The sequence below is a fragment of the Sphingosinicella microcystinivorans genome, from assembly GCF_003634215.1.
Taxonomy (GTDB): Bacteria; Pseudomonadota; Alphaproteobacteria; order Sphingomonadales; family Sphingomonadaceae; genus Sphingosinicella; species Sphingosinicella microcystinivorans.
The window spans coordinates 408,571-434,544 of sequence record NZ_RBWX01000009.1; the positions used below are offsets into that span (position 1 = coordinate 408,571).

28 protein-coding genes, 2 pseudogenes and 1 riboswitch are annotated in these 25,974 nt (G+C 64.8%); of the genes and pseudogenes, 19 read left to right on the plus strand and 11 right to left on the minus strand.

Annotated features, from left to right (window positions below):
• Positions 1-14 precede the first annotated feature (14 nt).
• Positions 15-332, minus strand: coding sequence for a flagellar hook-basal body complex protein FliE (fliE, locus tag DFR51_RS14325; protein ID WP_121052328.1), 318 nt, complete (start codon positions 330-332; stop codon positions 15-17).
• A gap of 241 nt (positions 333-573) precedes the next feature.
• Between fliE and DFR51_RS19385 the strand changes: the two are divergent.
• The 4 genes and pseudogenes from DFR51_RS19385 to DFR51_RS14340 all read left to right on the plus strand — a co-directional run.
• A pseudogene (locus tag DFR51_RS19385) lies at positions 574-1,278 on the plus strand (flagellin N-terminal helical domain-containing protein); the annotation flags it as partial.
• Positions 1,279-1,878: 600 nt separating this feature from the next.
• Positions 1,879-2,211, plus strand: a pseudogene (locus tag DFR51_RS19390) (flagellin); the annotation flags it as partial.
• Positions 2,212-2,306: 95 nt separating this feature from the next.
• Positions 2,307-3,074, plus strand: a complete 768-nt coding sequence (locus DFR51_RS19200) for a hypothetical protein (RefSeq protein ID WP_197723655.1) — start codon at positions 2,307-2,309, stop codon at positions 3,072-3,074.
• 52 nt (positions 3,075-3,126) lie between these two features.
• Positions 3,127-4,293, plus strand: a complete 1,167-nt coding sequence (locus DFR51_RS14340; protein WP_121052332.1) for a benzoate/H(+) symporter BenE family transporter — start codon at positions 3,127-3,129, stop codon at positions 4,291-4,293.
• 1 nt (position 4,294) lies between these two features.
• Here DFR51_RS14340 and DFR51_RS14345 read toward each other — a convergent pair whose 3' ends face one another.
• The 10 genes from DFR51_RS14345 to DFR51_RS14390 form a co-directional block, all read right to left on the minus strand.
• Positions 4,295-5,032, minus strand: a complete 738-nt coding sequence (locus DFR51_RS14345; protein ID WP_121052334.1) for a sigma-70 family RNA polymerase sigma factor — start codon at positions 5,030-5,032, stop codon at positions 4,295-4,297.
• A complete protein-coding gene (locus DFR51_RS14350; RefSeq protein ID WP_160119296.1) occupies positions 5,016-5,861 on the minus strand; it encodes a MinD/ParA family protein in 846 nt (281 codons plus the stop codon). The genes DFR51_RS14345 and DFR51_RS14350 overlap by 17 nt, the downstream gene beginning before the upstream one ends.
• A gap of 41 nt (positions 5,862-5,902) precedes the next feature.
• Positions 5,903-6,889 carry a hypothetical protein gene (locus DFR51_RS14355; protein WP_121052338.1) on the minus strand — a complete coding sequence of 329 codons (987 nt, stop codon included), beginning with the start codon at positions 6,887-6,889 and terminating at the stop codon, positions 5,903-5,905.
• A gap of 18 nt (positions 6,890-6,907) precedes the next feature.
• Complete coding sequence (gene flhA / locus DFR51_RS14360; protein ID WP_121052340.1) at positions 6,908-8,977, minus strand: flagellar biosynthesis protein FlhA; 2,070 nt, start codon at positions 8,975-8,977, stop codon at positions 6,908-6,910.
• A gap of 72 nt (positions 8,978-9,049) precedes the next feature.
• Positions 9,050-9,850 carry a lysozyme family protein gene (locus DFR51_RS14365; protein WP_121052342.1) on the minus strand — a complete coding sequence of 267 codons (801 nt, stop codon included), beginning with the start codon at positions 9,848-9,850 and terminating at the stop codon, positions 9,050-9,052.
• A 65-nt stretch (positions 9,851-9,915) separates the two neighbouring features.
• Positions 9,916-10,281 (minus strand): hypothetical protein, encoded by a 366-nt coding sequence (locus DFR51_RS14370; protein WP_126494997.1) that lies wholly within the window; start codon positions 10,279-10,281, stop codon positions 9,916-9,918.
• The gene (flgM, locus tag DFR51_RS14375; RefSeq protein WP_121052346.1) at positions 10,278-10,577 is read right to left on the minus strand and encodes a flagellar biosynthesis anti-sigma factor FlgM; all 300 of its coding nucleotides are present in this window, start codon (positions 10,575-10,577) and stop codon (positions 10,278-10,280) included. The genes DFR51_RS14370 and flgM overlap by 4 nt, the downstream gene beginning before the upstream one ends.
• Positions 10,578-10,624: 47 nt before the next feature.
• The gene (flgA, locus tag DFR51_RS14380; protein ID WP_160119297.1) at positions 10,625-11,260 is read right to left on the minus strand and encodes a flagellar basal body P-ring formation chaperone FlgA; all 636 of its coding nucleotides are present in this window, start codon (positions 11,258-11,260) and stop codon (positions 10,625-10,627) included.
• Positions 11,261-11,395: 135 nt separating this feature from the next.
• Complete coding sequence (locus tag DFR51_RS14385; RefSeq protein WP_121052350.1) at positions 11,396-12,469, minus strand: flagellar assembly protein T N-terminal domain-containing protein; 1,074 nt, start codon at positions 12,467-12,469, stop codon at positions 11,396-11,398.
• A complete protein-coding gene (locus tag DFR51_RS14390) occupies positions 12,469-12,846 on the minus strand; it encodes an LPP20 family lipoprotein (protein WP_160119298.1) in 378 nt (125 codons plus the stop codon). The genes DFR51_RS14385 and DFR51_RS14390 overlap by 1 nt, the downstream gene beginning before the upstream one ends.
• 201 nt (positions 12,847-13,047) lie before the next feature.
• Between DFR51_RS14390 and flgB the strand changes: the two genes are divergently transcribed.
• From flgB to DFR51_RS14465, 15 genes are all read left to right on the plus strand, one after another.
• Positions 13,048-13,437, plus strand: a complete 390-nt coding sequence (flgB, locus tag DFR51_RS14395) for a flagellar basal body rod protein FlgB (RefSeq protein ID WP_121052354.1) — start codon at positions 13,048-13,050, stop codon at positions 13,435-13,437.
• Positions 13,434-13,850 (plus strand): flagellar basal body rod protein FlgC, encoded by a 417-nt coding sequence (flgC, locus tag DFR51_RS14400; RefSeq protein ID WP_476749579.1) that lies wholly within the window; start codon positions 13,434-13,436, stop codon positions 13,848-13,850. The genes flgB and flgC overlap by 4 nt, the downstream gene beginning before the upstream one ends.
• Before the next feature lie 7 nt (positions 13,851-13,857).
• Positions 13,858-14,541 (plus strand): flagellar hook assembly protein FlgD, encoded by a 684-nt coding sequence (locus tag DFR51_RS14405; RefSeq protein WP_121052358.1) that lies wholly within the window; start codon positions 13,858-13,860, stop codon positions 14,539-14,541.
• Positions 14,542-14,571: 30 nt separating this feature from the next.
• Positions 14,572-15,867 (plus strand): flagellar hook protein FlgE, encoded by a 1,296-nt coding sequence (locus tag DFR51_RS14410; protein ID WP_121052360.1) that lies wholly within the window; start codon positions 14,572-14,574, stop codon positions 15,865-15,867.
• Between the two features lie 27 nt (positions 15,868-15,894).
• Positions 15,895-16,638 carry a flagellar basal body rod protein FlgF gene (locus DFR51_RS14415; protein ID WP_121052362.1) on the plus strand — a complete coding sequence of 248 codons (744 nt, stop codon included), beginning with the start codon at positions 15,895-15,897 and terminating at the stop codon, positions 16,636-16,638.
• An 18-nt stretch (positions 16,639-16,656) separates the two neighbouring features.
• Positions 16,657-17,442: a flagellar basal-body rod protein FlgG gene (gene flgG, locus DFR51_RS14420; RefSeq protein ID WP_121052364.1), complete on the plus strand. Its 786-nt coding sequence runs from the start codon at positions 16,657-16,659 to the stop codon at positions 17,440-17,442.
• A complete protein-coding gene (locus DFR51_RS14425; RefSeq protein ID WP_121052366.1) occupies positions 17,423-18,088 on the plus strand; it encodes a flagellar basal body L-ring protein FlgH in 666 nt (221 codons plus the stop codon). The genes flgG and DFR51_RS14425 overlap by 20 nt, the downstream gene beginning before the upstream one ends.
• 16 nt (positions 18,089-18,104) lie before the next feature.
• Positions 18,105-19,205 carry a flagellar basal body P-ring protein FlgI gene (locus DFR51_RS14430; protein ID WP_121052368.1) on the plus strand — a complete coding sequence of 367 codons (1,101 nt, stop codon included), beginning with the start codon at positions 18,105-18,107 and terminating at the stop codon, positions 19,203-19,205.
• Positions 19,202-19,528: a rod-binding protein gene (locus tag DFR51_RS14435; protein WP_121052370.1), complete on the plus strand. Its 327-nt coding sequence runs from the start codon at positions 19,202-19,204 to the stop codon at positions 19,526-19,528. Before DFR51_RS14430 ends, DFR51_RS14435 begins: the two co-directional genes overlap by 4 nt.
• Positions 19,525-21,414 carry a flagellar hook-associated protein FlgK gene (gene flgK / locus DFR51_RS14440; protein WP_121052372.1) on the plus strand — a complete coding sequence of 630 codons (1,890 nt, stop codon included), beginning with the start codon at positions 19,525-19,527 and terminating at the stop codon, positions 21,412-21,414. Before DFR51_RS14435 ends, flgK begins: the two co-directional genes overlap by 4 nt.
• A 21-nt stretch (positions 21,415-21,435) precedes the next feature.
• Positions 21,436-22,356 carry a flagellar hook-associated protein FlgL gene (gene flgL, locus DFR51_RS14445; protein ID WP_121052374.1) on the plus strand — a complete coding sequence of 307 codons (921 nt, stop codon included), beginning with the start codon at positions 21,436-21,438 and terminating at the stop codon, positions 22,354-22,356.
• Positions 22,357-22,519: 163 nt separating this feature from the next.
• On the plus strand, positions 22,520-23,383 hold the full coding sequence (motA, locus tag DFR51_RS14450; protein WP_121052375.1) for a flagellar motor stator protein MotA: 864 nt from the start codon (positions 22,520-22,522) through the stop codon (positions 23,381-23,383).
• Positions 23,380-24,327 carry a flagellar motor protein MotB gene (locus tag DFR51_RS14455; RefSeq protein WP_121052377.1) on the plus strand — a complete coding sequence of 316 codons (948 nt, stop codon included), beginning with the start codon at positions 23,380-23,382 and terminating at the stop codon, positions 24,325-24,327. The genes motA and DFR51_RS14455 overlap by 4 nt, the downstream gene beginning before the upstream one ends.
• 42 nt (positions 24,328-24,369) lie before the next feature.
• A riboswitch (yybP-ykoY riboswitch) is annotated at positions 24,370-24,549 on the plus strand.
• A gap of 11 nt (positions 24,550-24,560) precedes the next feature.
• Entirely contained in the window at positions 24,561-25,130 is a 570-nt protein-coding gene (locus tag DFR51_RS14460; RefSeq protein ID WP_121052379.1) for a TMEM165/GDT1 family protein, read from the plus strand.
• A gap of 61 nt (positions 25,131-25,191) precedes the next feature.
• Positions 25,192-25,851 carry a TetR/AcrR family transcriptional regulator gene (locus DFR51_RS14465; RefSeq protein WP_121052381.1) on the plus strand — a complete coding sequence of 220 codons (660 nt, stop codon included), beginning with the start codon at positions 25,192-25,194 and terminating at the stop codon, positions 25,849-25,851.
• The last annotated feature ends 123 nt before the right edge of the window (positions 25,852-25,974 follow it).

The following is a 25,974-nucleotide window of genomic DNA, read 5'->3' on the forward strand; positions in this document are numbered from 1 at the left end:
GGTAGCGGGCCGGATCAGACGGGCATGTTCATGATGTCCTTGTAGGCGGTCAGCAGGCGGTTCCTCACCTGCAGGGTCGCCTCGAAGCCGATCGACGCCTTCTGGCGCTGCAGCATCACCGCGGCGATGTCCGTCGTCTCGCCGCGCTCATAGGAGGCGGAGGCTTCGGCGGCGCGCGTCTGCTGCGTGTTCACAGCCTGCATCGCGCTTTGCATCACGTTGCCGAAATCCGGCTTCGCAGCCGTTTGCGGGGCCGTCGTCCGGGAAAGCACGTCGTTCCGCTCCAGGATCTGGGAGCGTATCGCGAGCAGGCCTTTTGCATCGATCGTCATAGCTGGGGTCGCAATGCAACGGCCGTGCCAATCGCGGAAAACGGCGGCGCGGCAGCGCACGCGTCGAAATCCGGACATGCGTTTTGCGCGGAGACGTCGGGAATCCGACGGAAAAAGCGGTCGCAAATTTTCCTGATTAAACTTTGCCGCGCATCGGTCGTGAACTGGGGTACGGCAGATGCTTCGCCACATTCGGCGCATGGCTGAGCCGGCTTATTAAGAGCGGGAAAGAGAGAGAGCCATGACTGTCATCAATACGAATATTTCGGCCCTTCGTGCCCAGAGCGGCGCTGCAATGGCTGAGACGTCGCTGTCGAAGGCGATGGAGCGCCTGTCCACCGGCAAGCGCATCAACTCCGCGAAGGACGACGCCGCCGGCCTCGCCATTTCGCAGCGCATGACCGCCAACATCCGCGGCATGGCCGTTGCCATCCGCAACGCCAACGACGGTATCTCGATGGCGCAGACGGCTGAAGGCGCGCTCGGGGAAGTCACCAACATCCTGCAGCGCATCCGCGAGCTGACCGTGCAGTCGGCAAACGGCACGTTCAGCGCGCAGGATCGTTCGAGCCTGCAGGCTGAAACCAACCAGCTGCTCGCCGAAGTCAACAACATCTCGAAGACGGCGAACTTCAACGGCCTCAAGCTGCTCGACGGCTCGGTCACCGACCTCAAGCTGCAGACGGGCGTCAATGCTGGCGACCAGGTCGGCATCTCGATGGTGAACGTGTCCTCGAACGCGCTCGGTCTCACGAGCGGCGGCGCGCCGGGCCAGATCACGACGGGCCGCGTTGGTGCCGTCTCCGGTCTCGCCGTCGGCGACGTGACGTTCAACGGCGTGAATGCGCTCGGCAGCGTGCCGACCGCCGACACCGCCGAAGCGCTCGCCGCCGCGATCAACGAGAACAGCGACAAGACGGGTGTGAAGGCCACCGCCTCCAACAACGTCACCAGCGCCAAGATCACGGCCGAGAGCTTCGCCGTGGGCGACATCACCATCGGCGGTGTCTCCGTGGGTGCGGCCGCCAGCGTCGAGGAACTGGTTGCCAACATCAACCGCAATGACTTCGGCGTCACGGCAACGCTGAACGCAGACAAGACGATCACCCTGGCGAACACCACCGGCAAGGCGATCACTGTCGGCGGCACAGCGGCTGGCGGCTTCACGGCCGGCACCTATCAGGGCTTCGTGAGCCTGCAGAGCAGCGACGGCAGCGACATCAAGGTGGTCGGCACCAACACGACGCCTGCGACCGCGATTGCCGACGTGCAGCTGATGGGCCTCAACGTGGCTGCGGACGGCGTGTCCTTCTCTGGCGGCGCGGTTTCGGGCGCAGCTCTGGCGGCTGACGCGCTTGTCATCAACGGCGTGAAGATCGGCGCTTCGGCGACGGCTTCCGCAGCCGACAAGGCGACGGCGATCAACGCCCAGACCGGCAACACCGGCGTCAAGGCGACGGTGAGCGGCACGAGCCTCGTGCTGACCTCGGTCGACGGCAGCGGCGTCCGCGTCGAAGGTGCCGGTGCTGCAGCGATCGGCTTCGTTGCTCAGGGCGGCAGCGCCAACATGACCTCGACGCTCGACATCAGCAGCCAGGAAGCTGCGGTTGCGGCGCTCACGGTCCTCGACAAGGCGATCGACTCGATCGTGTCGAGCCGCGGCGATCTTGGCGCCCTCCAGAACCGCCTCGAATCGACCGTCAGCAACCTGACGACGACCTCGACGAACCTCACCGAAGCCCGCTCGCGTATCGAAGACGCGGACTTCTCGGCGGAGAGCACCAACCTCGCCCGCTCGCAGGTTCTGAGCCAGGCGGCGACCGCGATGCTCGCTCAGGCGAACCAGACGCAGCAGAACGTGCTGTCGCTGCTTCGTTAAGAGTTGGCGTTGTAAGTTAATACGGGTTCGGCCCCGGCGCTCATCCGAACGCCGGGGCCGTTTTCTTGAAGACCAGAGACGTTGGGGGTTTTTCCGTGGCAACCGAAGACGACGACGAGGAGCTGACGTTCGACGCGGAAGAGCCGCAGGCGGCAAAGCCGAAAGCCGAGCCGCAGCCCGAGCCGGAACCGGCCAAGACCGAAGCGGAAGCGCCGACGCCGGAACCCAAGCCGGAACCGAAAGCCGAACCTGCCCCGCAGCCTGCAGCGGCGCCTGCCGCCGAAGCCAAATCTGCAGAGGCTGCCGTGGCGCCCTCGCGCAAACCCTCACGGTCCGGCATGGCGATTGCCGCGTGTCTGGGTGTCTGCGTGCTCACGTCCACCATCGCCGCCGTCCAGTCCTGGCGCGCAGCGAGCATCGCCGCCGACGCGAGCAGCGCCGGATCGACGAAGGACGTGATCGCCAAACTGAATGCGCTCCAGACCCTGATGGAACAGCAGCGCGACGCCATCGATGAACTGTCGACGCGCCCCGGCTTCGCCACGGCATCGGCCTCGCCGCAATCGATCGACGGCCAGATCAATGCGCTGGCCGCAGCATTGAAAGCGAACCAGCAGATGACCGAGCAGCTGCCGTCGGTCGTCATGAAGCAGGTGGATGCCCGCCTCGCGCGCGTCGAACCCCGCCGCGCAGCGCCTGCCAGCGCACGGCCGCAAGCCGCGCGTCCGGCGGTTCAGCGCAGCACGGCACCGAAGCGCGCGCCCGTGCGAAGCACCGAGGCCGCCAGGGTTCTCAGCACACCGATTGTGCCCGTGGTCGCCGAGAAGAAGCGCCCCGCAGGCGAAGAGATCAGTTACCCCTGAGCCAGACGCAAACAGGGCTGGCAGAACCCGGAGATGCTGCTAGCTGGCAGGAATGAGCCTTCGCCTGCCACCTATCCCCGCATGGTCCGCCGCCCTCATTGCCGCCCTCATCGGATTCGGCGGAACGGTCGCGCTCGTGGTGCAGGCGATGCGCGTGCTCGGCGCATCGGTCGAGCAGACGGGTTCCGCCCTCACCGCGCTTTGCCTCGGCATTGCGCTGACCGGCGGCTTTTTCTCCCTGAAACTGCGGATGCCCGTCGTGCTCGCCTGGTCAACGCCCGGGGCGGCGCTGCTCGCCGCGACAGCGCCCGGGATCGCATGGCCCGCAGCGATCGGCGCGTTTCTGGCTGCCGCCGTGATGATGGTCGTGCTGGGTGCGGTCCCGGCGCTCGGACGGCTCGCCGCGCGCATTCCCACGACCGTTGCGTCGGGGATGCTCGCCGGCGTTCTGCTCCCCTTCTGCCTGGGACTTTTCAAAGCGGGCGCGACCGACCCCCTGCTCGTCGTGCTGCTCGTGGCGGTTTTCCTCCTCGCGCGCCAACGCGTACCGCTTTACGCACTGCTTCTGGTCCTTGTGGCGGGAATTGCGATCACCCTCGTCCGCGGCGACGTTGCCCCGCTTCCGCCCGGAGCGACGTTCGGCGCGCTGACGCCCGTGATGCCTGCGTTCGATATCCGCACGATCCTCAGCATCGGTGTGCCGTTCTTCCTCGTCTCGCTCGTCTCGCAAAACCTGCCCGGCCTCGTTGTGCTTCAGGCAGCGGGTTATACGCCAAACGCCCGCACGCTGATCGTCGGGACCGGGCTGACCTCGGTGGTGACGGCGCCGTTCGGGGCACATGCGGTCTGCCTTGCCGCGATCACGGCCACGATCTGCACCACCGACGATGCACATCCCGATAAGCGCCGACGCTGGGTGGTGGGCATATTGTACGCGGGCTTCTATCTCGTGCTTGCGCTCTTTTCGCCTGCACTCGTCCGGCTGTTCCTTGCGCTTCCGGAAGCCGTGATCGTCACGCTCACCGGCATCGCGCTCATTCCGGCGCTGATCGGTACGATGGAAACGATGCTGTCAGTCAAGGAGGATCGCGATGCAGCGATCGTGACCTTCCTCGCCACCGGATCGGGCCTTGCGCTATTCGGCCTCGGCGCGGCGTTTTGGGGACTGCTCGCGGGGTTCCTCGCGCTTGGTGGCAAGGTGCTGCTGCGCCGGGTTTAGATTATGCCGTCCATTCGGAAAGGCCCTGGCGCATCCGGTCGAGCGCGGCCTTCTTGATCTGGCAGACGCGCGCAGCGCCGACCCCAAGCACCGCGCCGATCTCGTCGAGGTTCAGTTCCTCGACATAATAGAGTTGCAGCACCATCGCCTCGCGCTCGGGAAGGGTCTTGATCCCCTCGGCGAGCGCGCGTTCGAGATCCTTGCGTTCCAGCGTTTCGTCCGGCATCTCGCCTTCGTCCGCGAACCATTGCGAATGGTCCGAATAGACCTCGTCGATATTCTCGTAATGCACGCCCTGCGTCGCATCGATCTCGGCCTGTAGTGCCTCGATCGTGATGCCCATGTGCGCGGCGAGTTCCATCTGCGATGGCGGGCGTCCGAGCGCCTGCTCCGCTTCACGGCGGGCATCGTTCAGCTGCTTGCGGCGCACGAGCGCGCTGCGGCACATGTTCGCCTGCCGCCGCAGCTGATCGATCATCGCGCCGCGGATGCGCGTGGTGGCGTAGGTGGTGAAGGCGGCAACGCCGCGCTCCTCGAAATTACGTGCAGCTTCGAGCAGCGCGATCGTGCCGATCTGCACGAGATCGCCGATCTCGATCGCCGAGCTGACCCGCCCGAAAACATGCCACGCGATCTTGCGCACGAGCCCGAGGTTGGCCTCGACGCGCTGCTGCGGCGTCGGCGCCGACTGTCGCCGCGCGTAGACAAGGCCGCCGGCAAGCTCAGCCCGCGCGTGCATCGCGTTCCTCTCCGAAGAAAGCGGTGTTGGGCACCGCGAGGATTTCCGTGCGCGTGCGTTTGGCGATGTCGAGCGCGAGCGTATTGAACGCCTGCCCCGCCGCCGATAGCGGATAGGCCTCGACAAGACAGCGCTTGCGCATCGCGGCGCTATGGACGTGGTTGTCGTGCGGGATCGAACCCAGATGTTCGAGATTGATGTCGAGGAAGTTGCTCGCCACCTGCTTGAAGCGCGCGAACAGCCTGCGGCCCGCCAGCGCGTTCGGCACCATGTTGGTGACGACGAGCACGTCGCGGCAGCGGCCGCGCTGCGCCAGCGCTTTCAGAAGACCGTAGGCGTCTATGAACGATGCCGGCTCGTCGGTGAGCACGACGACGGCGAAATCGCTCTTTTCAACAAGGCTCGTCACGTTGGGAGCGATGCCCGCCGCCGTATCGATGACGAGATAGTCGAGGTCGTCTTCGAAAACGCGAAACTCGCGGCACAGACCATCAAGCACGTCGTCTTCGATCACCGCGAGACTGGCGTCGCCCGATCCGCCGCTGACGAGCCCGATCCCGGCCGGGCCGGGCTGCACGATCTCGGTGAGCGGCACGCTATCCTTCAGCGCATCGCGCACGGTGCGGCCCGCCGGGCGGCCGAGCATGACGCCCGCGTTCGCAAGGCCGAGATCGGCATCGAACAGCATCACCCGCTTGCCGGACTTGGCGAGCGCGACCGAGAGATTGACCGACACGTGGGTCTTGCCGACACCGCCCTTGCCGCTGGCCACCGCCACCACGACGGGGCGGTTGCGGATATCCTGACCGGTCGGCACGGGCGAAGTCATTCGAGAAAAGCCTTCCGTTGGCATACGCTTGAGAGCAGCGATCATTGCAACGTCGCCGTCGCGCCGGTGGAGAGTGCCGCGGCGACCATCCGGCACAGGCCGGTTGCCCGCGCAACGTCGTAGCCACTTCCGAAATCGGCCGAACGCCCGATCCCCGCAAGTGGCACTCCGCTTGAAAGCAGCATTGTCAGCACCGCCCCCGGCGGCAGGGTTTCACCCGCATGGGTGAGAACATAGGCATCGAAACCTTGAGAAAACATGTCCGCGATCTGGCGATGCCGTGCGAGCTGGCCGCTGAGCGGCATCGTGCAGAGCACGCTGAGCGTGCCCGCGCGTTCAAGCGCGCCGCGCAGTTCCTCCACCTCGCAGGCGGCGAGGCGCGGATCGCTCGGCATGTCGATGAACAGGCGCTCCTTGCGCGAAAGACGCCGCGCCGCGTCGGCAAGGCTCTCGCCGCGTGCGGGATCGGCGACCGGAATTTTCAGAATGGCAGCAATGACGCGAAGCTGTTCGCGCGCGCCCGGGCGGCGATCCCCGGACAGGAGCGTCACGCGTTCGCCGGGCCGCGCCGCGCGCGCCATCGCGGCGAGCTGTGCAAGCGTCGTCGTCTTTGCGCTGCCGCTGTCCCCCACCACGCAGACGTGCGCGAGATCGGTGTGCGGCGGCGGCGCGATCTTCACTTCGCGCTCGACGCGGATCAGGAAGCGCGACCAGGCATCGGCAAGGTCGGCTCCAGCCGCAGCCATTTCGCCGGTGAGGAATTCGGGATCGATGCCCACCGCACGCGACTGCGCAATGAAGCGCACCATCGGATCCTTGCCCTTCGGCTGAGGCGTGGACGGGGAGACGGGGGGTCTCGCGATTTCAGGCGCGCGGCGCGGCGCGGGCCGTTCGATACCCCCCGCCACAACCTCGACACCGTGGCGCGTGGTACGGGTTTCGTAAACGACGGCGTCGGGACCGAACATTTCGGCGACGCGTTCAAGCGCGATGCGGCTGCTCGGCGCTACGATGGTCGTGGTCTGCATAACGCGAACTCAACTCCCCTAGTGTTCGTTGCCGCGGCCGACGACGGCCACCACCTGAACCTGACGACTGTCCGGAATCTCGTAGAAGGACAGCACCGTCACATCCGGCAGATGCTGGCGCAGGAGCTGGAACAGCGGCCTGCGCACGAGCGGCGTCGTGACAACTGCAAATGTCGTGCCATCCGACAGCAGCGGCCGCGCCGCTTCGCCGAGCGCGGTAAGGATGCGCTGCGAGAGTGCCGGATCGAGCGGATAGGCACCCGTGGGATCGGCGCGCACGGAGGCGACGAGAAGTTGCTCCAGCTCGCCGTCGAGCGTGATGATCTTCAGTTGCTCGCGGATGCCGCAGAGCTTCTGGACAATGAGCCCGCCGAGCGCCGGGCGCACCAGCTCGGTGAGTTCGCCGGCATCCTGCGTACGATGCGCGACGCCCGACAGAGCCTCGATAATCCGCCGGAAATCGCGGATCGGCACAGCCTCGTCGAGCAGTGTCTGCAAGACGTTCGTGATGGTCTGGAGCGAGAGCGACTTGGTGACGCCGCCCACCAGTTGCGGTGCAGCGGTCTGCAAAGTGTCGAGCAGCTTCTGCACTTCGTCCTGCCCCAGAAGCTGACGCGACTGGCCGCTGAGGATCTGGTTGACGTGCGTTGCCATCACCGTGGACGGATCGACGACGGTGTAGCCGTTCGCGATGGCCTGATCTTTTTCTTCCGGCTGGATCCACAGCGCATCCAGCCCGAACGTCGGATCCTTGACGGCACGTCCGGAAACCGACGCGTGGACGAGACCGGAATCGAGTGCGAGCAGCTCCTGCGGCGCCACCTCGTCCTCGCCGTAAACGACGCCCGAGACGAGCACGCGGTAGGCATGGGGCGGCAGCGCCATGTTGTCGCGTACGCGGATCATCGGGATCACGAAGCCGAGCTCGCGCGAAAGCTGACGCCGGATGCCGGTGAGGCGGCCCATCAGCGGCGCACCGAGCTTTTCGTCGACAAGGCCGATGAGGCCGTAGCCGATCTCAACACTGATCTGGACGTTGTCGGTAACGTCTTCCCAGCTGATCTGCGATTCCGCGGTCGGATCGGCAACGGGCGCCTCGACGACCGGGGCAGCGTCAGCCATGGCCTTCGCCCGCTTCAGGCGCCACGCGACAGTTGCCGCAATCGCGGCGGCGGTCAGGATGAGGATGTGCGGCATCCCCGGCACAACGCCGAGCAGCCCAAGGATCACCGCGACCGGCGTCCATGCGCCTGCCGAGCCGAACTGGCTCGAGACCTGCCCAGTGAGATCGAGCGGCGAGGACACGCGCGTGACGATGATCGCCGCGGCAATCGAAAGCAGCAGCGCCGGAATCTGTGCCACAAGGCCGTCGCCGATCGCGAGCAGCACGTAGTTCGAGCCTGCCTGCGCCAGCGTAAGATCATGTTGCACGGTGCCGAGGATGAGGCCACCGATGATGTTGACGAAGAGAATGAGGATACCGGCGACCGCGTCGCCCTTCACGAACTTCGATGCACCGTCCATCGAGCCGTAGAAATCCGCCTCTGTCGCGACTTCCTGACGCCGCGCCTTGGCTTCGTCTGGCGTCAGCAGGCCGGCGTTGAGATCGGCGTCGATCGCCATCTGCTTGCCGGGCAACGCATCGAGCGTGAAGCGCGCGGACACTTCCGAAACGCGGCCCGCGCCCTTGGTGATCACCACGAGGTTGATGATCATGAGGATCGCGAAAACAAAAATACCGACGATGTAATCGCCGCCGATAAGGAACTTGCCGAACGCCTCGATAACGTGACCGGCGGCGTCGGGCCCCTGGTGTCCGTTCACCAGCACGACGCGCGTGGAGGCAACGTTGAGCGCGAGCCGGAGCAGCGTCGCGAACAGGAGCACGGTGGGAAACGACGAGAAATCGAGCGGCTTCTGCGTATTCAGCGCCACCATGAGCACCGCGAGCGAGATCATGATGTTGAAGATGAAGAAGGTGTCGAGCATGAACGGCGGGATCGGCACCACCATCAGCACGACAAGCAGCAGGATGCCGATCGGCAGAACGGCCGCGCGGCCTGCGCCGGCCCAGATCGAGCGATTCATCTGGAGCGTAGCGGCAGTCACGAACGGCTCCGGGCGCTGGTCTTCAAGGCTTCAAACTCCGTGTGAAAGCGCTCAGCCGAGGCTGGCAAGCGTGAGATAGGCAAGCCGGGCGGCTTCCGGTTTCGTTGTGGTAAGCAGGCCGTCGAGCGCGGCGGCGTCCTCACCGGCGAGCGCGAGCGCGAGGCTCATCGGCAGCGGCGGTTCGGCGGACATGGCAGGCGCGCGTGCGGCGAGCGCCTGGTCCGGCGCATCGTTCCCCATCTTGGCGGCGAAGCGTTCATAGACTTCCGAAAGCGAGCGCGGCGTACCGTTCGATGCGTAGAACACGGCACGGTTCGCAGCCGCGGCGGCGGGCATCACCTGGTCGGCGCGCTGATCGGGATTGGCCGCCATGGCACCGAGGAATTTCGAAGCGCCGCGCGGCCCGAGGAAATGGCCCATGTAAAGGTCGGTGGCATTCGCTGTCCGCCCCGTCGCACCTTCGATGGCATTCTGATTTTCGCGCGCCGTTTCCGCCGCCATCAGTGCCGAAGCTTCGGGCTCATTGCGGAGATTCATGATCGCGGTGCGCAGACCGGGGTTGGTAACAGCAAGCCGTCCGCGCGCATCGGCCTTGATGGCATTCGCGGCCCAACCCAGCCCATGCTCAGCGCCGTGGCGCTTCAGCGCGCCGAGCCAGCTCTGGTCGATGAACTGATAGAGACCCGTCGCGCTGCTGGTGCGCGCCTTTGCATCGGGCCGGAGGCCGCTTTCGACCTTCGCCTGATTGTAGAGATAATCGAAATCGACACCGGTACGCCGGCTCGCTTCGGCAATCGCCGTGCGGACGCGGTCAGCGCCTCCAGCGATCGTAGAAAGGGGCGTCGGATTCATGACGGCTTCGTCTCCTTCGCCGGAGACAAAGCAAGGGCCGTGCCAGTGTTAGAAAATCAGCGCCTTCAGGCGCAGTCGAGATCCAGCGTGCGGTAGCCGCCGTCCATGCGGCCATTGCGGCCATAGCGAACTTCGGGTGCGTGTCCGGCAGCGCGAGAGAGGACGGCGAGGCGCCGCTCGACGCCCGCAAGCAGCAGATTCACGCGCAGCGCGGCCTGCTCGCAAAGCTCCGCGCCTTCGCGGATCAGCGCATCGGTTTCGGCATCGCTTTCCACGATCGGCGAAAGCTGGAGCGCCGAAATCGCGGCGAGCTTCGCGGGTGTCGAGGATTCGAGGACGCTGATGTCCCCGCTTTCCAGCGCCGCGATTTCTGCACGCAGCGTCTCGTTCAGGGTTTTGAGCGTCTGCCGGTAGGCAGGGGCATCCATCATTCGGCGGTCCAGCCGAGATCGAGATCGACCATCTTGCGGGCGATCTGTTCGGGATCAACCTTGTAGCTGCCACTAGCGATCGCAGCGCGAAGCTCGGCGACGCGGGTCGCATCGATGGGCGCTGTGGTGGCATCGCGCGCCGCCGTGGCAAGCTCGGAAAGCTCGGCGCGTGGGGGCGTCGGCGTGGCTTCGGCCGCAGCGGTCTTCCTGGCTCCTGCCGCCTTCGCGGCAGCGGGGTCCAGAAGCACCGAGGCTCCGTTCAGCCCTGCCGGGCGGCCAGAAATTCCGTTTACCATCCTATCGCCTCATCATCGCCGGAGCGGCGCAAAAGCCCATTATAAATTCATTCACGACCGTCTTCCGGATTTTTATAGCCCGGAAGCGCAACAATTCCTGGAGAGATCACAATCGCCTGCATCCGGGTGCCGGATGCGACGTTGCGGACGCGCACGCGGCCGCCCACGGGCGCGTCCTGCTCGGCAACGCCTTCGACCGCGACCTCGATCCCCGTCCCGCCGCTCTTGATCTGTACGGGGTCGCCCCGCTTCACGGCGTTTGCCGCGATCAGCATGTTGGCACGCACAGCCTCGCCGGGATTAAGCGCGCGAATAACCACCTTGCCGACCACCTGGTCGACCGCGGTAACGCCGCCTGGCACATAGGTATCAGACCGGAAATCGACATCTCCCGCCGTGATCGTTCCGCCGCGCGGCACCGGGCGAACAACGACGACGGCGCCGCCTCCGCCCTGCACAGCCCCCTGCCCCGCGGGTTTCATGTCGATGGGAACGTAAATCTGCCACCCATCGGGTCCGCCGCAACGCACGAGGACCGTCGTCTGTCCCGTGCCGTACCAGATCAGCTCCGGACGGATGGCACAGGCGCCGAGCTTAAGGCGGCGGTCGACACGCGGCGCACGGTTCGGACCGGCGAAGTCGCCAATCCGCGCTTCAAGACGATCAAGGTTTTCGAAAATCACGGGTTGCGCCACGGCCGCAGGCACCCCGACGGCAAACATTGCCGCCAATGCCAACATGCGTCGGGAAACCGTCGTTCTGTTCATCCAGCCTTGCATGACACATTTCAAAGCAATGTCCATGCCAAGGTACGGCAATCAACGGAGGCGCAAGGCTGTCCGTGTTCCTGGGGGGACACCATCGCCGAGCACCCGCGCACGCACGGCGTTGCCCGAGACCGAGGTCACCTCGGCAAAGGTCCATCCCGGCCCGCCCCCTGCCGCGACGCGCGCGTCGCCCAGCCCAAGGAGATCGCCAACGACGAGGTCGCCGCCCGCCGCCGAAATCATCAATTCGTCCCCCGAAGCGCCGTTCACGGCCACTTCAAGCGGACGGCAGCGCGCGAACGCCCCCGCATCCTCCACGAGATCCGCGAGTTTACCGCCAAAATCCGGCGCAACGGCGCGGCGTGAAGGGCGGTAGTCGGCGGGAACATATTCCCAAGTGCGCGCTGAAAGCGTCCAGTCGCTGTCCCGCGTCATCCGCCCGAGGAGCGTGCCGCGCACGGAATCATAAACCTCCACGCCAAGCACGGCTTCGGCGCGCTTGCCCATGATCAGCCCTGCACCTTCAACCCGGCGCATACGCATCTCGACGAACGGCTGCACGAACAGGCCGTAGTCAGGCGCGCCACCGTGGGCGAGCGCCGCGTAGCGCTCCGAAGACCGCCGCGCGGCGGCAAGCGGCAGCGCGGCCGGCTCCCCATAGGCGTCTCGGAACGTGCGCTCGGCATCGGCACGCACCGGCTCCGCTATCGCGGGATCAATCGCCGGGTCGATATCGACCCGGATCGCGCCCACGCGCATCGTGGGGCGTACCGACGCGTCACACTTGCCGGCATCGAGCGGCGCAAGCGTTGCGGATACCGCAACCCGCAGCAGGCCAGCCTCGCGCCATTCGTCGGTCACTTCGAACGCGGTCACTTTCGCACGGGCGGTCGCCCAGAGCGTATCAGATCGCACGATATTGCGGTCGATGATCGTCCGCGCTTCGACATCCATGCCGCCCGCCGCCACCGCCTGCCGAAGCGCATCGCCGATCGCCGCGCGGCGCGCGCGGGCCGCGTCCGTGCCAAGTGGTGCGGCGCCTTCCACGTCTACGTGCATGTCCGCAGCCGCCGGAAAGGCCGCAAGAATGGTGGCTACGGCAAGAAGAGCGGCCCCACGGCGCATCAATCGGCCCCGCCAGCCGGTCGCCGCATTTCGACGACGGTTTCATAGGTATCGTCGCCCTTGGGCGTGATCTTGACGATCCGAGCGCCGGATACGGTGCCACTGACCGTGGCACGGATCGAATCCGATTGCAGCGACGTATTGGACGCGGAGGACTGCGATTGCAGCTTCACGCCGTAGACTTGTTCAGCAAGGTTCCGCAGCGCAGCGAGATGCGAGGCGCGGATCGCCAGCAGGCGGCGCTCCTCATCCGTTCGCGCTGGCTGCGATGAGATCGGGGCGAAACCGACGCCGGTCAGCACGGCGGGCGCTGCTTCCTGCGCGTGAGCCGGCAGGGCAAACAGGGCGAGCACCGCAAACGCGGTCCGGGGCGTCATGAGTCTCATGTCAGGAATAACGACCACTTCCGGTTAAGATTAAGTGCGCGCGGAAAACGCGTCGGGAAACCGACGGAAGGCCGTCAAAGGCCCGACAACGCGCCCGCGAACTGAAAATATATTCATTAAAATCATAACTTTATCGATCTGGCACGCCACTTGCTGGAGCGAGAGCGGACAAAACCATCAGGACGTACCGCAATGGACGTACTCGACAATTATTTTGGTGTGCACGCACAGGCGCTCGAATTGCGTTCGAAGCGCCTCGAACTGCTCGCCTCGAACATCGCCAATGCGGCCACCCCAGGCTACAAGGCGCGCGACATCGATTTCGCAGCGCAGCTGAAGGCGGCGGAGAGCGGCGGCGGTGCGCTCAGCGTTACCGCGGGCAATCACATCGGCATGGGCGGACCCGGCGCTGCCGGCGGCGCGCTTTACCGCATCCCGAACCAGGCTTCGCTCGACGGCAACACGGTCGAGCTTTCCACCGAGCAGACGCGCTTCGGTGAGAACGCCGTTCAGTACCAGACGACGCTCGCGTTTCTGAACGGACGCATCAACACGCTCTCGCGTGCGCTGAAGGGCGAATGACGATGGCCGGGCTTTCGATCTTCGACATTTCGGGCCGCGCCATGTCGGCGCAGCTCGTGCGGCTCAACACCACGGCGAGCAACCTTGCGAACGCCGGGTCGGTCGCGCGCAGCGAAGCGGAAGCCTACAAGGCGCGCAAGCCGATCTTCGAGACCTATTTCGACCAGGCGAACGGCGGGGCTGTGGCGACGGTCGATGTCGTGGATGTCGTAACCGCCGGCGGTACGCCGGTGAAGCGCTACGATCCCGGCCATCCGATGGCCGACAAGGACGGGTATATCTACGAGGCCGCGGTCGACCAGACCCAGGAAATGGTCGAGCTGCTCGAAGCCTCCCGACAGTATCAGAATAACGTCGAGGTCATACAGACCGCGAAGTCGCTGATGCTCAACACCCTGAAACTCGGACAGTGAGGCAGGCATGACCAGCACCAGCAACGGTCTTGATCTGAATGCGCTTGGCATTAAGAGCTACGATTCAAGCAACACCGTTACGCAAAAGACCCAGCTCGACCAGAGCGACTTCCTGAAGCTGCTGACAACGCAGCTGAAGAACCAGGATCCTCTGAAGCCGGTCGAGAACGAGGCGTTCGTCGCGCAGATGGCGCAGTTCTCGTCGCTGTCGGGCATTACGGAAATGAATACCAAGCTCGGCAGCATTCTCGACTCGCTGAACAACAATCAGCTTTCTACCGCCACCGGCCTGGTCGGCAAATATGTGCTGACGTCAGGCACCAAGGCCGTGCCGGACGGCACCGGCGCCGTGTACGGCGCCATCGCCATTCCCGAAGGCGCAACTGATACGACACTCGCGATCAAGGATTCCACGGGCGCGACGATCCGCACGATCAAGCTCGGCGCGGTCGAGGACGGCGTTCACGAATTCGCGTGGGACGGCAAGAACGACGCGGGCGCAGCCGTGGAACCGGGACCCGTCTCCATCGAGGCAACGGCGAATGTGGGCGGCAAGCGCGAGGCGCTCGCCACCTCGGTCTACGCGCTCGTCCAGTCCGTCAGCACCGCAACCCCGAATTCACCGATGACGCTCGATCTACTCGGCATCGGCTCCGTCACCTTCGACAAGGTTCAGAAGATCAGCAGCTAGTTCTCACCGTTTCCAGAGGAGATTCTACCCATGGCAATGTACACCTCGCTCACCGGCCTCAACGCCGCGCAGACCGACCTTTCGACGACCTCGAACAACATCGCGAACGTTGGCACCGTCGGCTTCAAGCGCTCGCGCGCTGAGTTCGGCGACATCATTTCGAGCTCGGCGCTGCAGAGCGCCGGCCGCGTCGCCGGTTCGGGCACCGCGCTCAAAACCATCAAGCAGCAGTTCACGCAGGGCGCGATCCAGTCGAGCCTCAACGTGATGGACGTCGCGCTTATGGGCGAAGGCTTCTTCATGGTGAAGTCGACGTCGGGCACCACCGACATGCAGTTCACCCGCAACGGGTCGTTCAGCGTGAACAACGAGCGTTTCGTCGTCGATAGCGGCGGCCAGGCGCTACAGGTCTATCCGGTGAACGATTCCGGCACCGTGATCTCCACGAGCATCAATGATACGCGCGCGCTGCGTCTGCCGCTGACCTCGGGTCAGCCGCGCGCGACGACCAGCATCAACCTTGCGCTCAACCTGCCATCAGATGCTGAGGTGATCCCGAACAACCCGATCTATACGCCGACGAATCCCTACGCATTCAATCCCGACAATCCCACCACCTACAACCGCTCGACGTCCACAACCGTGTACGACTCGCTCGGCAACCCGATGGCTGCGGAGATCTATTACGTCCGCACGTCGAGCTCGAACTCGTCTTCGACGACGAACGACTGGAACGTCCATGTCGTCGTCGACGGTACGGAACTGACACCGTCTTCCGGGCCTTCGCCGATGCAGATGAGCTTCGACAATTTCGGCCAGCTCATCTCGCCCACGACGGGCGTGGGCTTCGATCCGCTCGCGATCCCCGGCGGCGACCCTCTGCTGGTCTCGCTCGATCACGGCACCTCGACAACCCAGTATTCGGATCCGTTCTCGATCGTCTCGCTGACGCAGGACGGCTTCCCGTCGGGTCGTCTCGACAGCGTCACCGTCGACAACAACGGTGTCGTACGCGCCAGCTTCACCAACGGCCAGACGCAGGCGCTCGGCAAGATCGCCGTCGCGACCTTCGCCAATGCCAACGGCCTCAAGCAGACGGGCGACGCGCACTACACGTCAACGGGAATTTCCGGCGAACCGATCCTCGGCGAGGCCGGTTCCAGCGGCGTCGGCACGATCCGTTCGGGTGCGCTCGAAATGGCGAACGTCGACATCACCGAGGAACTCGTCAACCTGATCACCGCGCAGCGCAACTTTCAGGCGAACGCGAAAGCGATCGAAACCGATAGCGCGATGACAAGCGCCATCATCAACATCCGCAGCTAAGCGGATTTGAGCTGACCGGAACCGCTGATGGACCGTCTCGTCTACACCGCTCTCTCCGGCCTGCGCAGCGCCATGGCTGCGCAGGACGTGACGGCGCACAACATCGCCAACGCGAGCACGATCGGTTTCAAGCGCGACGTCAGCGCCGCGCAGAGCCGTCATCTGGTCGGCGGGCAGAGCTTCGCCAGCCGCATCCAGGCGGCCGAAGGCACGCTCGAAGCCGACAATGCGCCCGGCACGGTCAACCAGACCGGCCGTGCGCTCGACGTGGCTATGCTGGGCGAATCGATGATGGCGGTTCAGGCGCCGGACGGCGCCGAGGTCTACACCCGGCGGGGCGATCTTCGGATCAGCCCCACCGGCATCCTCGAAACCGGCGACGGCCTTGTCGTCATGGGACAGGGCGGGCCGATCACGATACCGCCTTCCAACACTGTGGAGATCGGTGCCGACGGCACGGTGAGCATCCGTCCGCAGGGCGGGCAGCTCAACGAGATGAGCGAAGTGGGCCGCATCAAGCTGGTGACCCCGCAGCCGGACGAGCTTGAAAAAGGTCTCGACAATCTGATGCGCGCTGCGGGCGGCGGGCAGCTCGCGCAGGACGAGACCGCGCGTCTCCAGACCGGCGGCCTTGAAGGATCGAACGTCAACATGATGGGGTCGATGGTCACGCTGATCGAGCAGGCGCGCGCCTACGAGGTGCAGGTGCAGCTCGTATCGAGCGTCCGCGACATGGATATGAGCAGCACGGCGCTGCTTCGTCTTGAATAGCGAAGAAGGAGTCCGGCGATGAGTTCGGCACTGCATACGGCACGGAGCGGTCTTGATGCGCAGGATATGCGCATGCGGGTCATCTCCAACAACCTCGCCAACGTGAACACCACTGGGTTCAAGCGCGACCGCGCTGAATTCCAGAGCCTGATGTATCAGAATTATCGTCAGGCGGGCGCGAACAGCGAGCAATCGACGCAGTACGCGACCGGTCTCAATGTCGGTACCGGCGTCCGCATCGTCGGCACCGAGCGCATCAATACGCAAGGCTCGATGCAGTCGACCGACAATCCCACCGACATGGCGATCAACGGCTCGGGCTATTTCCAGGTCCTGAAGCCCGACGGCACCATCACCTACACGCGCGATGGCTCCTTCACGGTCAGCGCGGAGGGTCTGCTCGTCACCAACGATGGCTACCCGCTTCAGCCCGACATCACGATCCCGGAAGGCGCACGCTCGCTCACCATCGGCAAGGACGGCACGGTCAGCATCGTCAATGCCGGCGATACCGCGCCGAGCCAGATCGGCCAGATCCAGGTTGCGAACTTCCTGAACCCTGCAGGTCTGCAGCCGCTCGGCGACAATCTGTTCGCCGAAACCGCAGCGAGCGGCGCGCCGATCGTCGGCACGCCCGGCGTCGATGGCCTCGGCGAGATCAATCAGAACATGCTCGAAACCTCGAACGTCAACATGGTCGAGGAAATGGTCAACATGATCGAGACGCAGCGCGCCTACGAGGTGAACTCCAAGGTGATCTCCACGGTCGACGGGATGATGCAATATGTCACGCAGAACCTTTAAGGCCGCCGCACTCTCGCTGCTCGCCGCAACCGCCGCATGCGCGGCGCCTTACGAGCGGCCGATGGCGGAATTCGCACCTTCGCACGCCCCGATCCCCACCGCACCCGTGCAAGCAACGGGCGCCATCTACCAGGCCGGCCGCTTCGCGAGCCTTGTCGAAGACAACCGCGCCCGCCGCGTCGGCGATGTTCTGACGATCGTGCTGGTCGAGAAGACGCAGGCCGCGAAATCGGTCTCGAGCGCCAGCTCCCGCAAGAGTGATATGTCGCTCACGCTCCCTGACGCAAAGCCCTTCTCGTGGGTGCCGGACGGGCTGCTTTCGGGCGGCAGCGGTCAGAACTTTGCAGGTCAAGGATCGGCCGCGCAGTCGAACCAGCTGACCGGCGAGATGACCGTCACGGTCGCGCAGGTCTATACGAACGGCACGATGCTCGTGCGCGGGCAGAAGCTCATCAAGCTCAATCGCGGCGAGGAGTATCTGCAGATCTCCGGCATCGTGCGCCCGCAGGACGTGACGCCGGAGAACCGCGTCGCCTCCACCCGCGTCGCCGACGCACGCATTGCCTATTCCGGCACCGGCGAACTCGCACAGCAGACCCGCATGGGATGGCTGCAGCGCTTCTTCACCGCAATTACACCCTTCTAGGTCCAAAGGACTCGCCATGCGCCTTCGCCGCTTCCTCATCGCTCTCGTTCTCGCCTGCGGGTTCGCCGCTCCGGCGTCGGCGGAGCGCGTCAAGGATCTCGGCGATTTCGCCGGCATCCGTTCGAACCAGCTCGTCGGCTACGGCATCGTCGTCGGCCTCAACGGCACGGGCGACGACAATCTCGAATACACGATCCAGAGTATGCGCAGCGCCATCGCGCGCTTCGGGGTCGTCATCCCGCCGGGGGTGAAGGCCAGCCTCAAGAACGCCGCCGCCGTGATGGTGACGGCGGATCTGCCGCCCTTCGCCAAGCCTGGCCAGAAGATCGACGTGACCGTCTCGGCGATCGGCAAGGCGAAGTCGCTTCGCGGCGGCAATCTACTGCTCACGCCGCTCGTCGGTGCGGACGGCGAGGTCTATGCGATGTCGCAAGGTAGCCTTGCCGTCGGCGGCCTCGGCGTTGAGGGTCAGGACGGATCGAAGGTGACGGTCAACGTCCCCTCCACCGGTCGTATCCCGCAGGGCGCTTCGGTCGAACGCATGGTCGACACGCCGTTCGCCACGTCGCCGAGCCTGGTGCTCAATCTCCGCGAAGCGGATTTCACGACGACGCAGCGCGTTGCCGACGCCATCAACAAAACGCTCGGCGGCGGCACCGCCTCGCCCATCGATGCGGTCTCCATTGAGGTCACCGCGCCGATGCAGGCGGACCAGCGCATCAGCCTCGTCTCGATCATCGAGAACATCGAAGTCCAACCCGCCGCCCCTGCCGCGCGCGTGGTCGTAAATTCACGCACCGGCACGGTGGTGATCGGCGCAAACGTCCGCGTCTCGCCCGCCGCCGTCAGCCATGGCAGCATGGTCGTGAAGGTGACGGAGAACCCGCAGGTGAGTCAGCCCGGCCCCTTCTCGCGCGGTCAGACGGCGGTTACGCCCGACAGCGGCATCGAGGTCGAACAGGGCGGCGCGCACATGTTCCTGTTCAATCCGGGCGTCGCACTCGACGACATCGTGAACTCGGTGAACGCGCTCGGCGCCACCCCGTCAGACCTCGTCGCCATCCTGGAGGCCTTGAAGCAGGCAGGCGCGCTCAAGGCGGAGCTCATTGTGATATGACGACGATCAGCGGCCTTCAGAACGGCGGAACCGCGGCTGTAGACAGCAGCCGCAAGAACACCGATGCCAACATGGACAAGGCCGCGCAGCAGTTCGAGGCCGTGTTCGTGAACCTGATGCTGAAGCAGGCGCGGCAGGCCGTGCCCGATGGCGGTCTTTTCCAGAGCGATGCGCTTAAGACGTTCCGCGAAATGCAGGACCGCGAACTTGCGGGAACCCTCGCGAAGCACAGCCCCCTGGGCATCGCCGAAGCGCTGAAGGACTTTCTCGCGCGCGGCCAGGAAAAGTCTGCGCCGGCGACCAATGAAGGCGAAGCGAAATGAGCGATCTCCTCAGCCTCGGCGCATCCGGCGTCCGCGCCTATCAGACTGCGCTCGATATCGTGGGCGAGAACATCGCCAACGCGAACGTGCCCGGCTACGCGCGGCGCAACGCCGTCGTTACGGAGAACCCTTCGGCCGGCGGCGGCTTCCCGCTGGTCCGGCAGACCGCTGCAGGAAGCGGCGTCAACGTCAGCGGTGTCGCACGCGCCTATGATGCCTTCCTCACAGGCGATGCACGCACCGCCTCGGGCGATTATGCCCGTGCCCAAACGCGGCAATACTGGCTGAGCGAGATCCAGTCGTTCCTCAACACCGATACACAGGGCCTCTCCGGCAGGCTGACGTCGTTCTATAATGCCGCGCAGGACATCGCCACGGACCCCACGTCGCTCTCCGCTCGCGATGCCTTCCTGTCGGCCGCAGGCGAAGTCGCCGCGCAGTTCCGCGGCCTCGCGCAATCGTTCGATGCAACGCGCGCCGGCATCAAGCAGGATGTCGATCAGACCGTCGATCGCATCAACGATCTCACCAGCGCGCTTTCAACCCTGAACGGCACCATCCGGCGCACGGCGGGCGGTACATCCGCCTCCGCAAGTCTCGAAGACGAGCGTGACCGTCTGCTGAACGAACTGTCGTCGCTCACCAAGATCGATGTCACCACCCGCGCCGACGGCACGGTCGATGTTCGCCTCGACAATTCGAACGGGCCCATGCTGCTCGATCAGATGGGCCCGAAGCTTCTCGGCGCCCAAGAGGCGAACGGCAAGATCCGCCTGACACTCGATCCCTTTGGCAACAGCGGCACGATTCCGGTTCCGGGCAGCGGCGTGCTTGCCGGCCTTTCGGATGCCTACACGCAGAACAGCAACAGCACGGCGGCGATCGATACGCTTGCCCAGCAGTTCGTCACCAGCGTCAATGCCGCACATCGGCAGGGCGTCGATCTAAACGGTGTCGGAGGCGGGGACCTGTTCGCTGCCAGTTCGCTCGCGGCGACACCGTCGCGGACCAATACCGGGCAAGCGACGCTCGATATGCAGGTGACTGACGAATCGCTCGTTTTCGCCGGGGGCTACGAGCTCTGGTATGATGGCGGCACCAGCCAGTGGACACTTTCGCGGACCGATGGCAGCGCAACGGTTACCGGCAGCGGCACGCTCGATCTCGATGGCATCCACCTCGAACTCGGCGGTGCGCCAAAAGGCGGCGACTGGTTCCAGATCGAGGGCGTTTCGGGCGCCGCGGGTATGCGCGTTCTCATCGAGAATGGCGCAGAGGTTGCAGCGGCAGCGCCGTGGGCAGCCGACATTTCCGCAGGAAACCAGGGCACGGGCACCGTCTCCGTGCGCAGCAATCCGGCCGCCGCCACGATCCCCGCACCGGTGCCGACGAGTTTCACGGTTCGCATGGGCGCGGGCAGCACCTATGAAATCATCGACACGGCCGACACCGGCGTTCCGCCCACTGTGCTTGCGAGCGGCGCCTATGTGCCAGGCGCGTGGATTCCCGTGAACGGCTTCGACGTGCAGCTTTCAGGCACCATTGCAGAAGGCGACAGCTTCGTCGTCGCACCGACGGCGGCAGGCATGGCGGACAACGCCAACATGCTGCGCATGGTCGATACAAGGCTCGGCAATCCGGGCTTCGAGGGCCGCTTCTCGCGCGAGGTGACGCGCGTTGCGACGAACCTCAACGATACGAAAGCACTCGCGTCGGCAACGCTCGCCGTGCGCGACAAGGCGCTGGAAGCGCGCGACGCGGCATCCGGCGTCAATCTCGACGAGGAAGCCGCCGATCTCATCCGTTTCCAGCAGGCCTATCAAGCCTCTGCGAAGATCATCGCGGCAGCCCGCGAGATTTTCCAGACCATTCTCGACATCCGCTAAGTATCCCCGAGGAACCGCAACATGCGCGTCGGCACATTCCAGTCCTTCCAGTCGCAGATGAGCCGCATGGGCTCGCTGCAATCGACCCTCGCACAGCTTGAGGCGCAGATTGCATCGGGGAAACGCATCCTCGATCCTTCGGATGATCCGCTTGGGTCTAGCCGCGTCGCGGACCTTCAGCGCAGCATCGACAACAACCAGCAATTCATTCGCAACATGGATGCGATCACCACGCAGCTTTCGTTTGCAGACAGCGCCGTGGACGCCATGTCGAACCAGATGGTGCGCGCGAAGGAACTTGCCGTGCAGGCCGCGAACGGCACGCTGACCGACGCCGACCGAAAGGTGATCAGCACCGAGCTCGGACAGATCATCGATCAGATGCTGTCGCTTTCAAACAGCCGTGATGCGGCCGGCAATTATCTGTTTTCGGGCGCCTCCGTCGGCACGGCGCCTTTCGCGCGCGATGCGGCCGGAGCCATCGTTTGGCAGGGCAGCGGCGAGGCGCCGAAGGTGCCCATCAGCGCTGACGTTGCCGTCTCGACAGGTGCGAACGGTCTTTCGATGCTTTCGATCGAAACAAGCGGCGGACGCCAGACGATCCTCGCCTCGCTCACCGAGTTCAAGGCGCTTCTGGACGACCCCAGCGCCGATGCCGCCACCTTCACCGCCGGCATGGACAAGGCGCTGCGCGATACGACCGCAGGCATCGATCGTCTCGCCGATCAGCGCGCGACCTTTGGTTCGCGCATGGCGCAGGTGGAAACGGAAACCGGCCGTTTGAAGACGCTGGAGACCACGATGACGACCGCGAAGAGCAATCTTGAAAGCCTCGACGTCGCTGCCGCCATCGTCCAGCTCAAAAGCGCGATGACGCTCCTCGATGCCTCGCAGCAGAGCTTCGCCCAGATCAAGAAACTCTCACTCTTCAGTTACTTGTAACGTGCGCTGCGTCGCAACAAATCTGGGGTCGAGGAAGCCTTTCTCAACCTTTCGATGTCTAAATGACCGTGAATTGAGGTCGTTAAGCAAGATAGGCAGACGGCGTCGCGAGGATCCGGGCGAGGATCCTGCGGTGCCGCCAGGCAATGGAGTTGTGCGTTAGATGTTCGCTGCGATCGGCCTCATTGTCCTTTTCGCGATGGTTTTCGGTGGTTTCGCGATCACTGGCGGCAATCTCGAGCCGGTCATGCACGCAATTCCGCACGAGATGCTCATCATCGGCGGCGCGGCGGCAGGCTCGCTCCTGCTCGGAAACAGCTTCGGCATTCTGAAGCAGGTCGGCGGCGGCATCGGCAAGATTTTCAAGGGCACGACCTACAACAGGAAAGATTATCTCGATACGATCTTCCTCGCGTCCAAGCTGATGAAGACCATGAAGACCGATGGCCCGGTCGCCATGGAAGCGCACATCGAGGATCCGAAATCGAGCAGCATCTTCGCGGATTATCCGAAGCTGTTGAAAGACCATTTCCTCATCGACTTCATGGCCGACGCGATCCGTCTCGTCGTCGTCTCGTCCGGCACGCTCAATGTGCATGCCGTCGAAGAGATCATGGACAATGCGCTCAAGACACACCACCACACCGCCATGAAGCCGGTGAAGGTGCTGCAATCCACCGGTGACGCCCTCCCCGCGCTTGGCATCGTCGCGGCTGTGCTCGGCGTCGTGAAGACCATGGGCTCGATCGACCAGCCGCCCGCCGTTCTCGGCGGCATGATCGGCTCGGCGCTCGTCGGCACCTTCCTCGGCGTGCTGCTCGCCTACGGCATCGTCTCGCCGATGGCGAACCGGCTGGAGCAGATCCTGGAGGAAGACGGCGAAATCTACCACGTCGCCAAGGCGATCATCATCTCCTCGCTGCACGGCAATGCGCCCGCGATGGTCATCGAGGCCGCGCGCACCAGCATCAGCAGCAAGAACCAGCCGGGCTTCGCCGAGGTGTTTGACGGGCTTCGCGGCCGATGAGCGCAGAACCGATCAAACCGCTCGTCGCCGAAGCGGAAGTCCCGCCGCCGATCATCATCAAGAAGATCACCATCGAAGGCCACGGCGGCCACCACGGCGGCGCATGGAAGGTGGCCTATGCCGACTTCGTGACCGCGATGATGGCGTTCTTCCTGCTGCTGTGGATCGTCGGCGCAACCAACGAAGATCAGCGCAAGGGCATCGCCGACTATTTCTCGCCCACGCTCGTCCAGCACACCAAGGCGGGCGGTTCCAACGGCGTGATGGGCGGCCGCGCCATGCTCGCGCCCGATGGAAATGCGCCGAACGCCGTACCGAAGGGCTCCCAGCGCCTGATGCCCGTCACCAGCTTTTCGCGCGTGACGCCGCCGACGCCCGAGGAACGCGCAGCGGCGGACCAGTTGCAGAAGGAAGACGTGAAACGCTTCGAGGCCGCTGCCGAAGCGCTCGAAAAGCGCATGGCAAGCGACAAGAACCTCGCGCAGCTGCGTGACCAGCTCCGGCTGTCGGTAACGCAGGAGGGCCTCCGCATCGATATCCTCGACGAGGCTGACTTCTCAATGTTCGCCGTCGGTACCAACCGGCTTTCGCCGCAGGCCGCCGATCTCGTGCGCGCCGTCGCCACGGCCGTACAGACGATGCCGAATCCGATCGCCATGCGCGGCCACACTGACAGCCTGCCCTATGCCGGCGGCTCGCTCGGCGGACCTTCGGGCGGCATGAACAACTGGGTGCTTTCCGCGCAGCGCGCCGAAGCGACGCGCGCCGCGCTCGCCGCCGCCGGTGTCGACCCGACGCGCTTCTCGCGCCTTGAAGGCGTCGCCGACCGCGAGCCCTTCAACAAGGCGAACCCCTACGATCCGCGCAACCGGCGCATCAGCGTCACGCTGCTCTATCGCACACCCGCGGGCCCGGGGACCGCGGCCCAGCCTGCCGCCGAATAAGAGGCCGAAAGCCTTGCGTCCGCGCGCAAAGCGGGCTAGCAGCACAGCGTCATCTGGGGAGTAGCCAGCCGTCTGCGGACGGGCCTTCGCGTCAACATACTTGGTCGAGAGGCCATGGTGCGAGGGGAACGGGACCACCGTTCGGGCGAGACCAATGACGTCGCTTCCCTGTCCGGTCGGGCGGGGGAGGCGATGTCGTTGGATTCGCGTACTGCCCGACCCGGAGATAAACCTTGGAAGCCCTGTTCGTTTCGACCGTCGTGGTCGCGCTCGCCGAGATCGGTGACAAGACCCAGCTCCTCGCCATCGTGCTTGCCGCCCGCTTCAAGCGCCCGATGCCGATCATCGCGGGCATTTTCGCCGCCACGATCGCCAACCATTTCCTCGCGGCGCTCGTCGGCAGCCAGGTTGCCTCGATCCTTGAAGGCACATGGTTCCGCTATGCCGTCGGCGCCTCGTTCATCGCCATGGCGCTCTGGACGCTGATCCCCGACAAGCTCGATGATGTGGAAGACAAGCCCGCCCGCTTCGGCGCGTTCCTCACCACGCTCATCGCCTTTTTCCTCGTCGAGATGGGCGACAAGACGCAGATCGCCACGGTCGCGCTCGGCGCGCGTTTCGAGAACGTGATCCTGGTGACGATGGGCACGACGCTCGGCATGATGATCGCGAACGTACCCGCGGTGTTCCTTGGCGATGCGCTCATCCGCCGTGTACCGATGCGCGCCGTTCACATCACCGCCGCGCTGCTGTTCCTCGCGATCGGCCTGTGGGTGGTCGCGCAGACCGCCGGCTGGGTGTGAGGCCCCGCAGCGGCACGGAAGCACTGGACAATCCGTTCCGCAACGCGCATCGCTTCTGCCTATGACCGTTACGCCCAAGGCGCGCGCAACGCGCCGTCTCACCCGTGAGGACTGGATCGCAAGCGCGCGCAAGACGCTTGTGGGACGCAGTGTCGACGATGTGAAGGTTGATCGACTGGCAAAGCAGATGCGCGTAACGCGCGGCAGCTTCTACTGGCACTTCCAGCATCGCAAAGACCTACTGGATGCGCTGCTTACGGACTGGGAAGCCCGCAATTATTTCGAGATTGCCCAGATCCGTGCGCGCTGGGCGAAGACCGCGCCCGATCTTACCGAGGTCGTGGCGAGTTGGCTGGAAGCGGACCCCGCGTTCCCCTCCTTCGACGTTGCGGTCCGCGCATGGGCGCGCAAAAGCACCGATGTGGCCGAAGCGGTGGAGCGTGCCGATACGGCGTGGATCGCGCTGCTTCAGGAACTGTTCGAGAAGAGCGGCTACGACACCGACGAAAGCCTTGTCCGCGCGCGCATCACGCACTTCCACCAGATCGGCTATTACGCGCTCGGTTTCCGCGAGCCCAATGCCGAGCGGCTCCGCCTCGTGCCGCTCTACTACCGCGTACTGACCGGCCGCGAACCCACGGCAAACCTGCTGAAGACGCTCGACCAGCTGGTGAGTGAACAGCCTGCCGCCAAGCGCGCGGGTCGCAAGGCTGCCGGCTAACCCATCGCAGTGCAGCACTGTATCTTGAGTCCGAGAGCATGAGCTTTCGGAGATGGCGTTCATTTGCTTTTCGTATGTTTCGCGTATTGATTCCAAACAGAAGTGTATGTAACTCTCGCGCCA

Excerpts from the sequence above, each read along its gene's own strand:
- fliE (WP_121052328.1), bottom strand. The coding sequence starts at position 332 with ATGACGATCGATGCAAAAGGCCTGCTCGCGATACGCTCCCAGATCCTG.
- DFR51_RS14340 (WP_121052332.1), top strand. The coding sequence starts at position 3,127 with ATGAGCCTTCGCCTGCCACCTATCCCCGCATGGTCCGCCGCCCTCATT.
- DFR51_RS14345 (WP_121052334.1), bottom strand. The coding sequence starts at position 5,032 with ATGCACGCGCGGGCTGAGCTTGCCGGCGGCCTTGTCTACGCGCGGCGA.
- DFR51_RS14350 (WP_160119296.1), bottom strand. The coding sequence starts at position 5,861 with ATGACTTCGCCCGTGCCGACCGGTCAGGATATCCGCAACCGCCCCGTC.
- DFR51_RS14355 (WP_121052338.1), bottom strand. The coding sequence starts at position 6,889 with ATGCAGACCACGACCATCGTAGCGCCGAGCAGCCGCATCGCGCTTGAA.
- flhA (WP_121052340.1), bottom strand. The coding sequence starts at position 8,977 with ATGAATCGCTCGATCTGGGCCGGCGCAGGCCGCGCGGCCGTTCTGCCG.
- DFR51_RS14365 (WP_121052342.1), bottom strand. The coding sequence starts at position 9,850 with ATGAATCCGACGCCCCTTTCTACGATCGCTGGAGGCGCTGACCGCGTC.
- DFR51_RS14370 (WP_126494997.1), bottom strand. The coding sequence starts at position 10,281 with ATGATGGATGCCCCTGCCTACCGGCAGACGCTCAAAACCCTGAACGAG.
- flgM (WP_121052346.1), bottom strand. The coding sequence starts at position 10,577 with ATGGTAAACGGAATTTCTGGCCGCCCGGCAGGGCTGAACGGAGCCTCG.
- DFR51_RS14385 (WP_121052350.1), bottom strand. The coding sequence starts at position 12,469 with ATGCGCCGTGGGGCCGCTCTTCTTGCCGTAGCCACCATTCTTGCGGCC.
- DFR51_RS14390 (WP_160119298.1), bottom strand. The coding sequence starts at position 12,846 with ATGACGCCCCGGACCGCGTTTGCGGTGCTCGCCCTGTTTGCCCTGCCG.
- flgB (WP_121052354.1), top strand. The coding sequence starts at position 13,048 with ATGGACGTACTCGACAATTATTTTGGTGTGCACGCACAGGCGCTCGAA.
- flgC (WP_476749579.1), top strand. The coding sequence starts at position 13,434 with ATGACGATGGCCGGGCTTTCGATCTTCGACATTTCGGGCCGCGCCATG.
- DFR51_RS14405 (WP_121052358.1), top strand. The coding sequence starts at position 13,858 with ATGACCAGCACCAGCAACGGTCTTGATCTGAATGCGCTTGGCATTAAG.
- DFR51_RS14410 (WP_121052360.1), top strand. The coding sequence starts at position 14,572 with ATGGCAATGTACACCTCGCTCACCGGCCTCAACGCCGCGCAGACCGAC.
- DFR51_RS14415 (WP_121052362.1), top strand. The coding sequence starts at position 15,895 with ATGGACCGTCTCGTCTACACCGCTCTCTCCGGCCTGCGCAGCGCCATG.
- flgG (WP_121052364.1), top strand. The coding sequence starts at position 16,657 with ATGAGTTCGGCACTGCATACGGCACGGAGCGGTCTTGATGCGCAGGAT.
- DFR51_RS14425 (WP_121052366.1), top strand. The coding sequence starts at position 17,423 with ATGTCACGCAGAACCTTTAAGGCCGCCGCACTCTCGCTGCTCGCCGCA.
- DFR51_RS14430 (WP_121052368.1), top strand. The coding sequence starts at position 18,105 with ATGCGCCTTCGCCGCTTCCTCATCGCTCTCGTTCTCGCCTGCGGGTTC.
- DFR51_RS14435 (WP_121052370.1), top strand. The coding sequence starts at position 19,202 with ATGACGACGATCAGCGGCCTTCAGAACGGCGGAACCGCGGCTGTAGAC.
- flgK (WP_121052372.1), top strand. The coding sequence starts at position 19,525 with ATGAGCGATCTCCTCAGCCTCGGCGCATCCGGCGTCCGCGCCTATCAG.
- flgL (WP_121052374.1), top strand. The coding sequence starts at position 21,436 with ATGCGCGTCGGCACATTCCAGTCCTTCCAGTCGCAGATGAGCCGCATG.
- motA (WP_121052375.1), top strand. The coding sequence starts at position 22,520 with ATGTTCGCTGCGATCGGCCTCATTGTCCTTTTCGCGATGGTTTTCGGT.
- DFR51_RS14455 (WP_121052377.1), top strand. The coding sequence starts at position 23,380 with ATGAGCGCAGAACCGATCAAACCGCTCGTCGCCGAAGCGGAAGTCCCG.
- DFR51_RS14465 (WP_121052381.1), top strand. The coding sequence starts at position 25,192 with ATGACCGTTACGCCCAAGGCGCGCGCAACGCGCCGTCTCACCCGTGAG.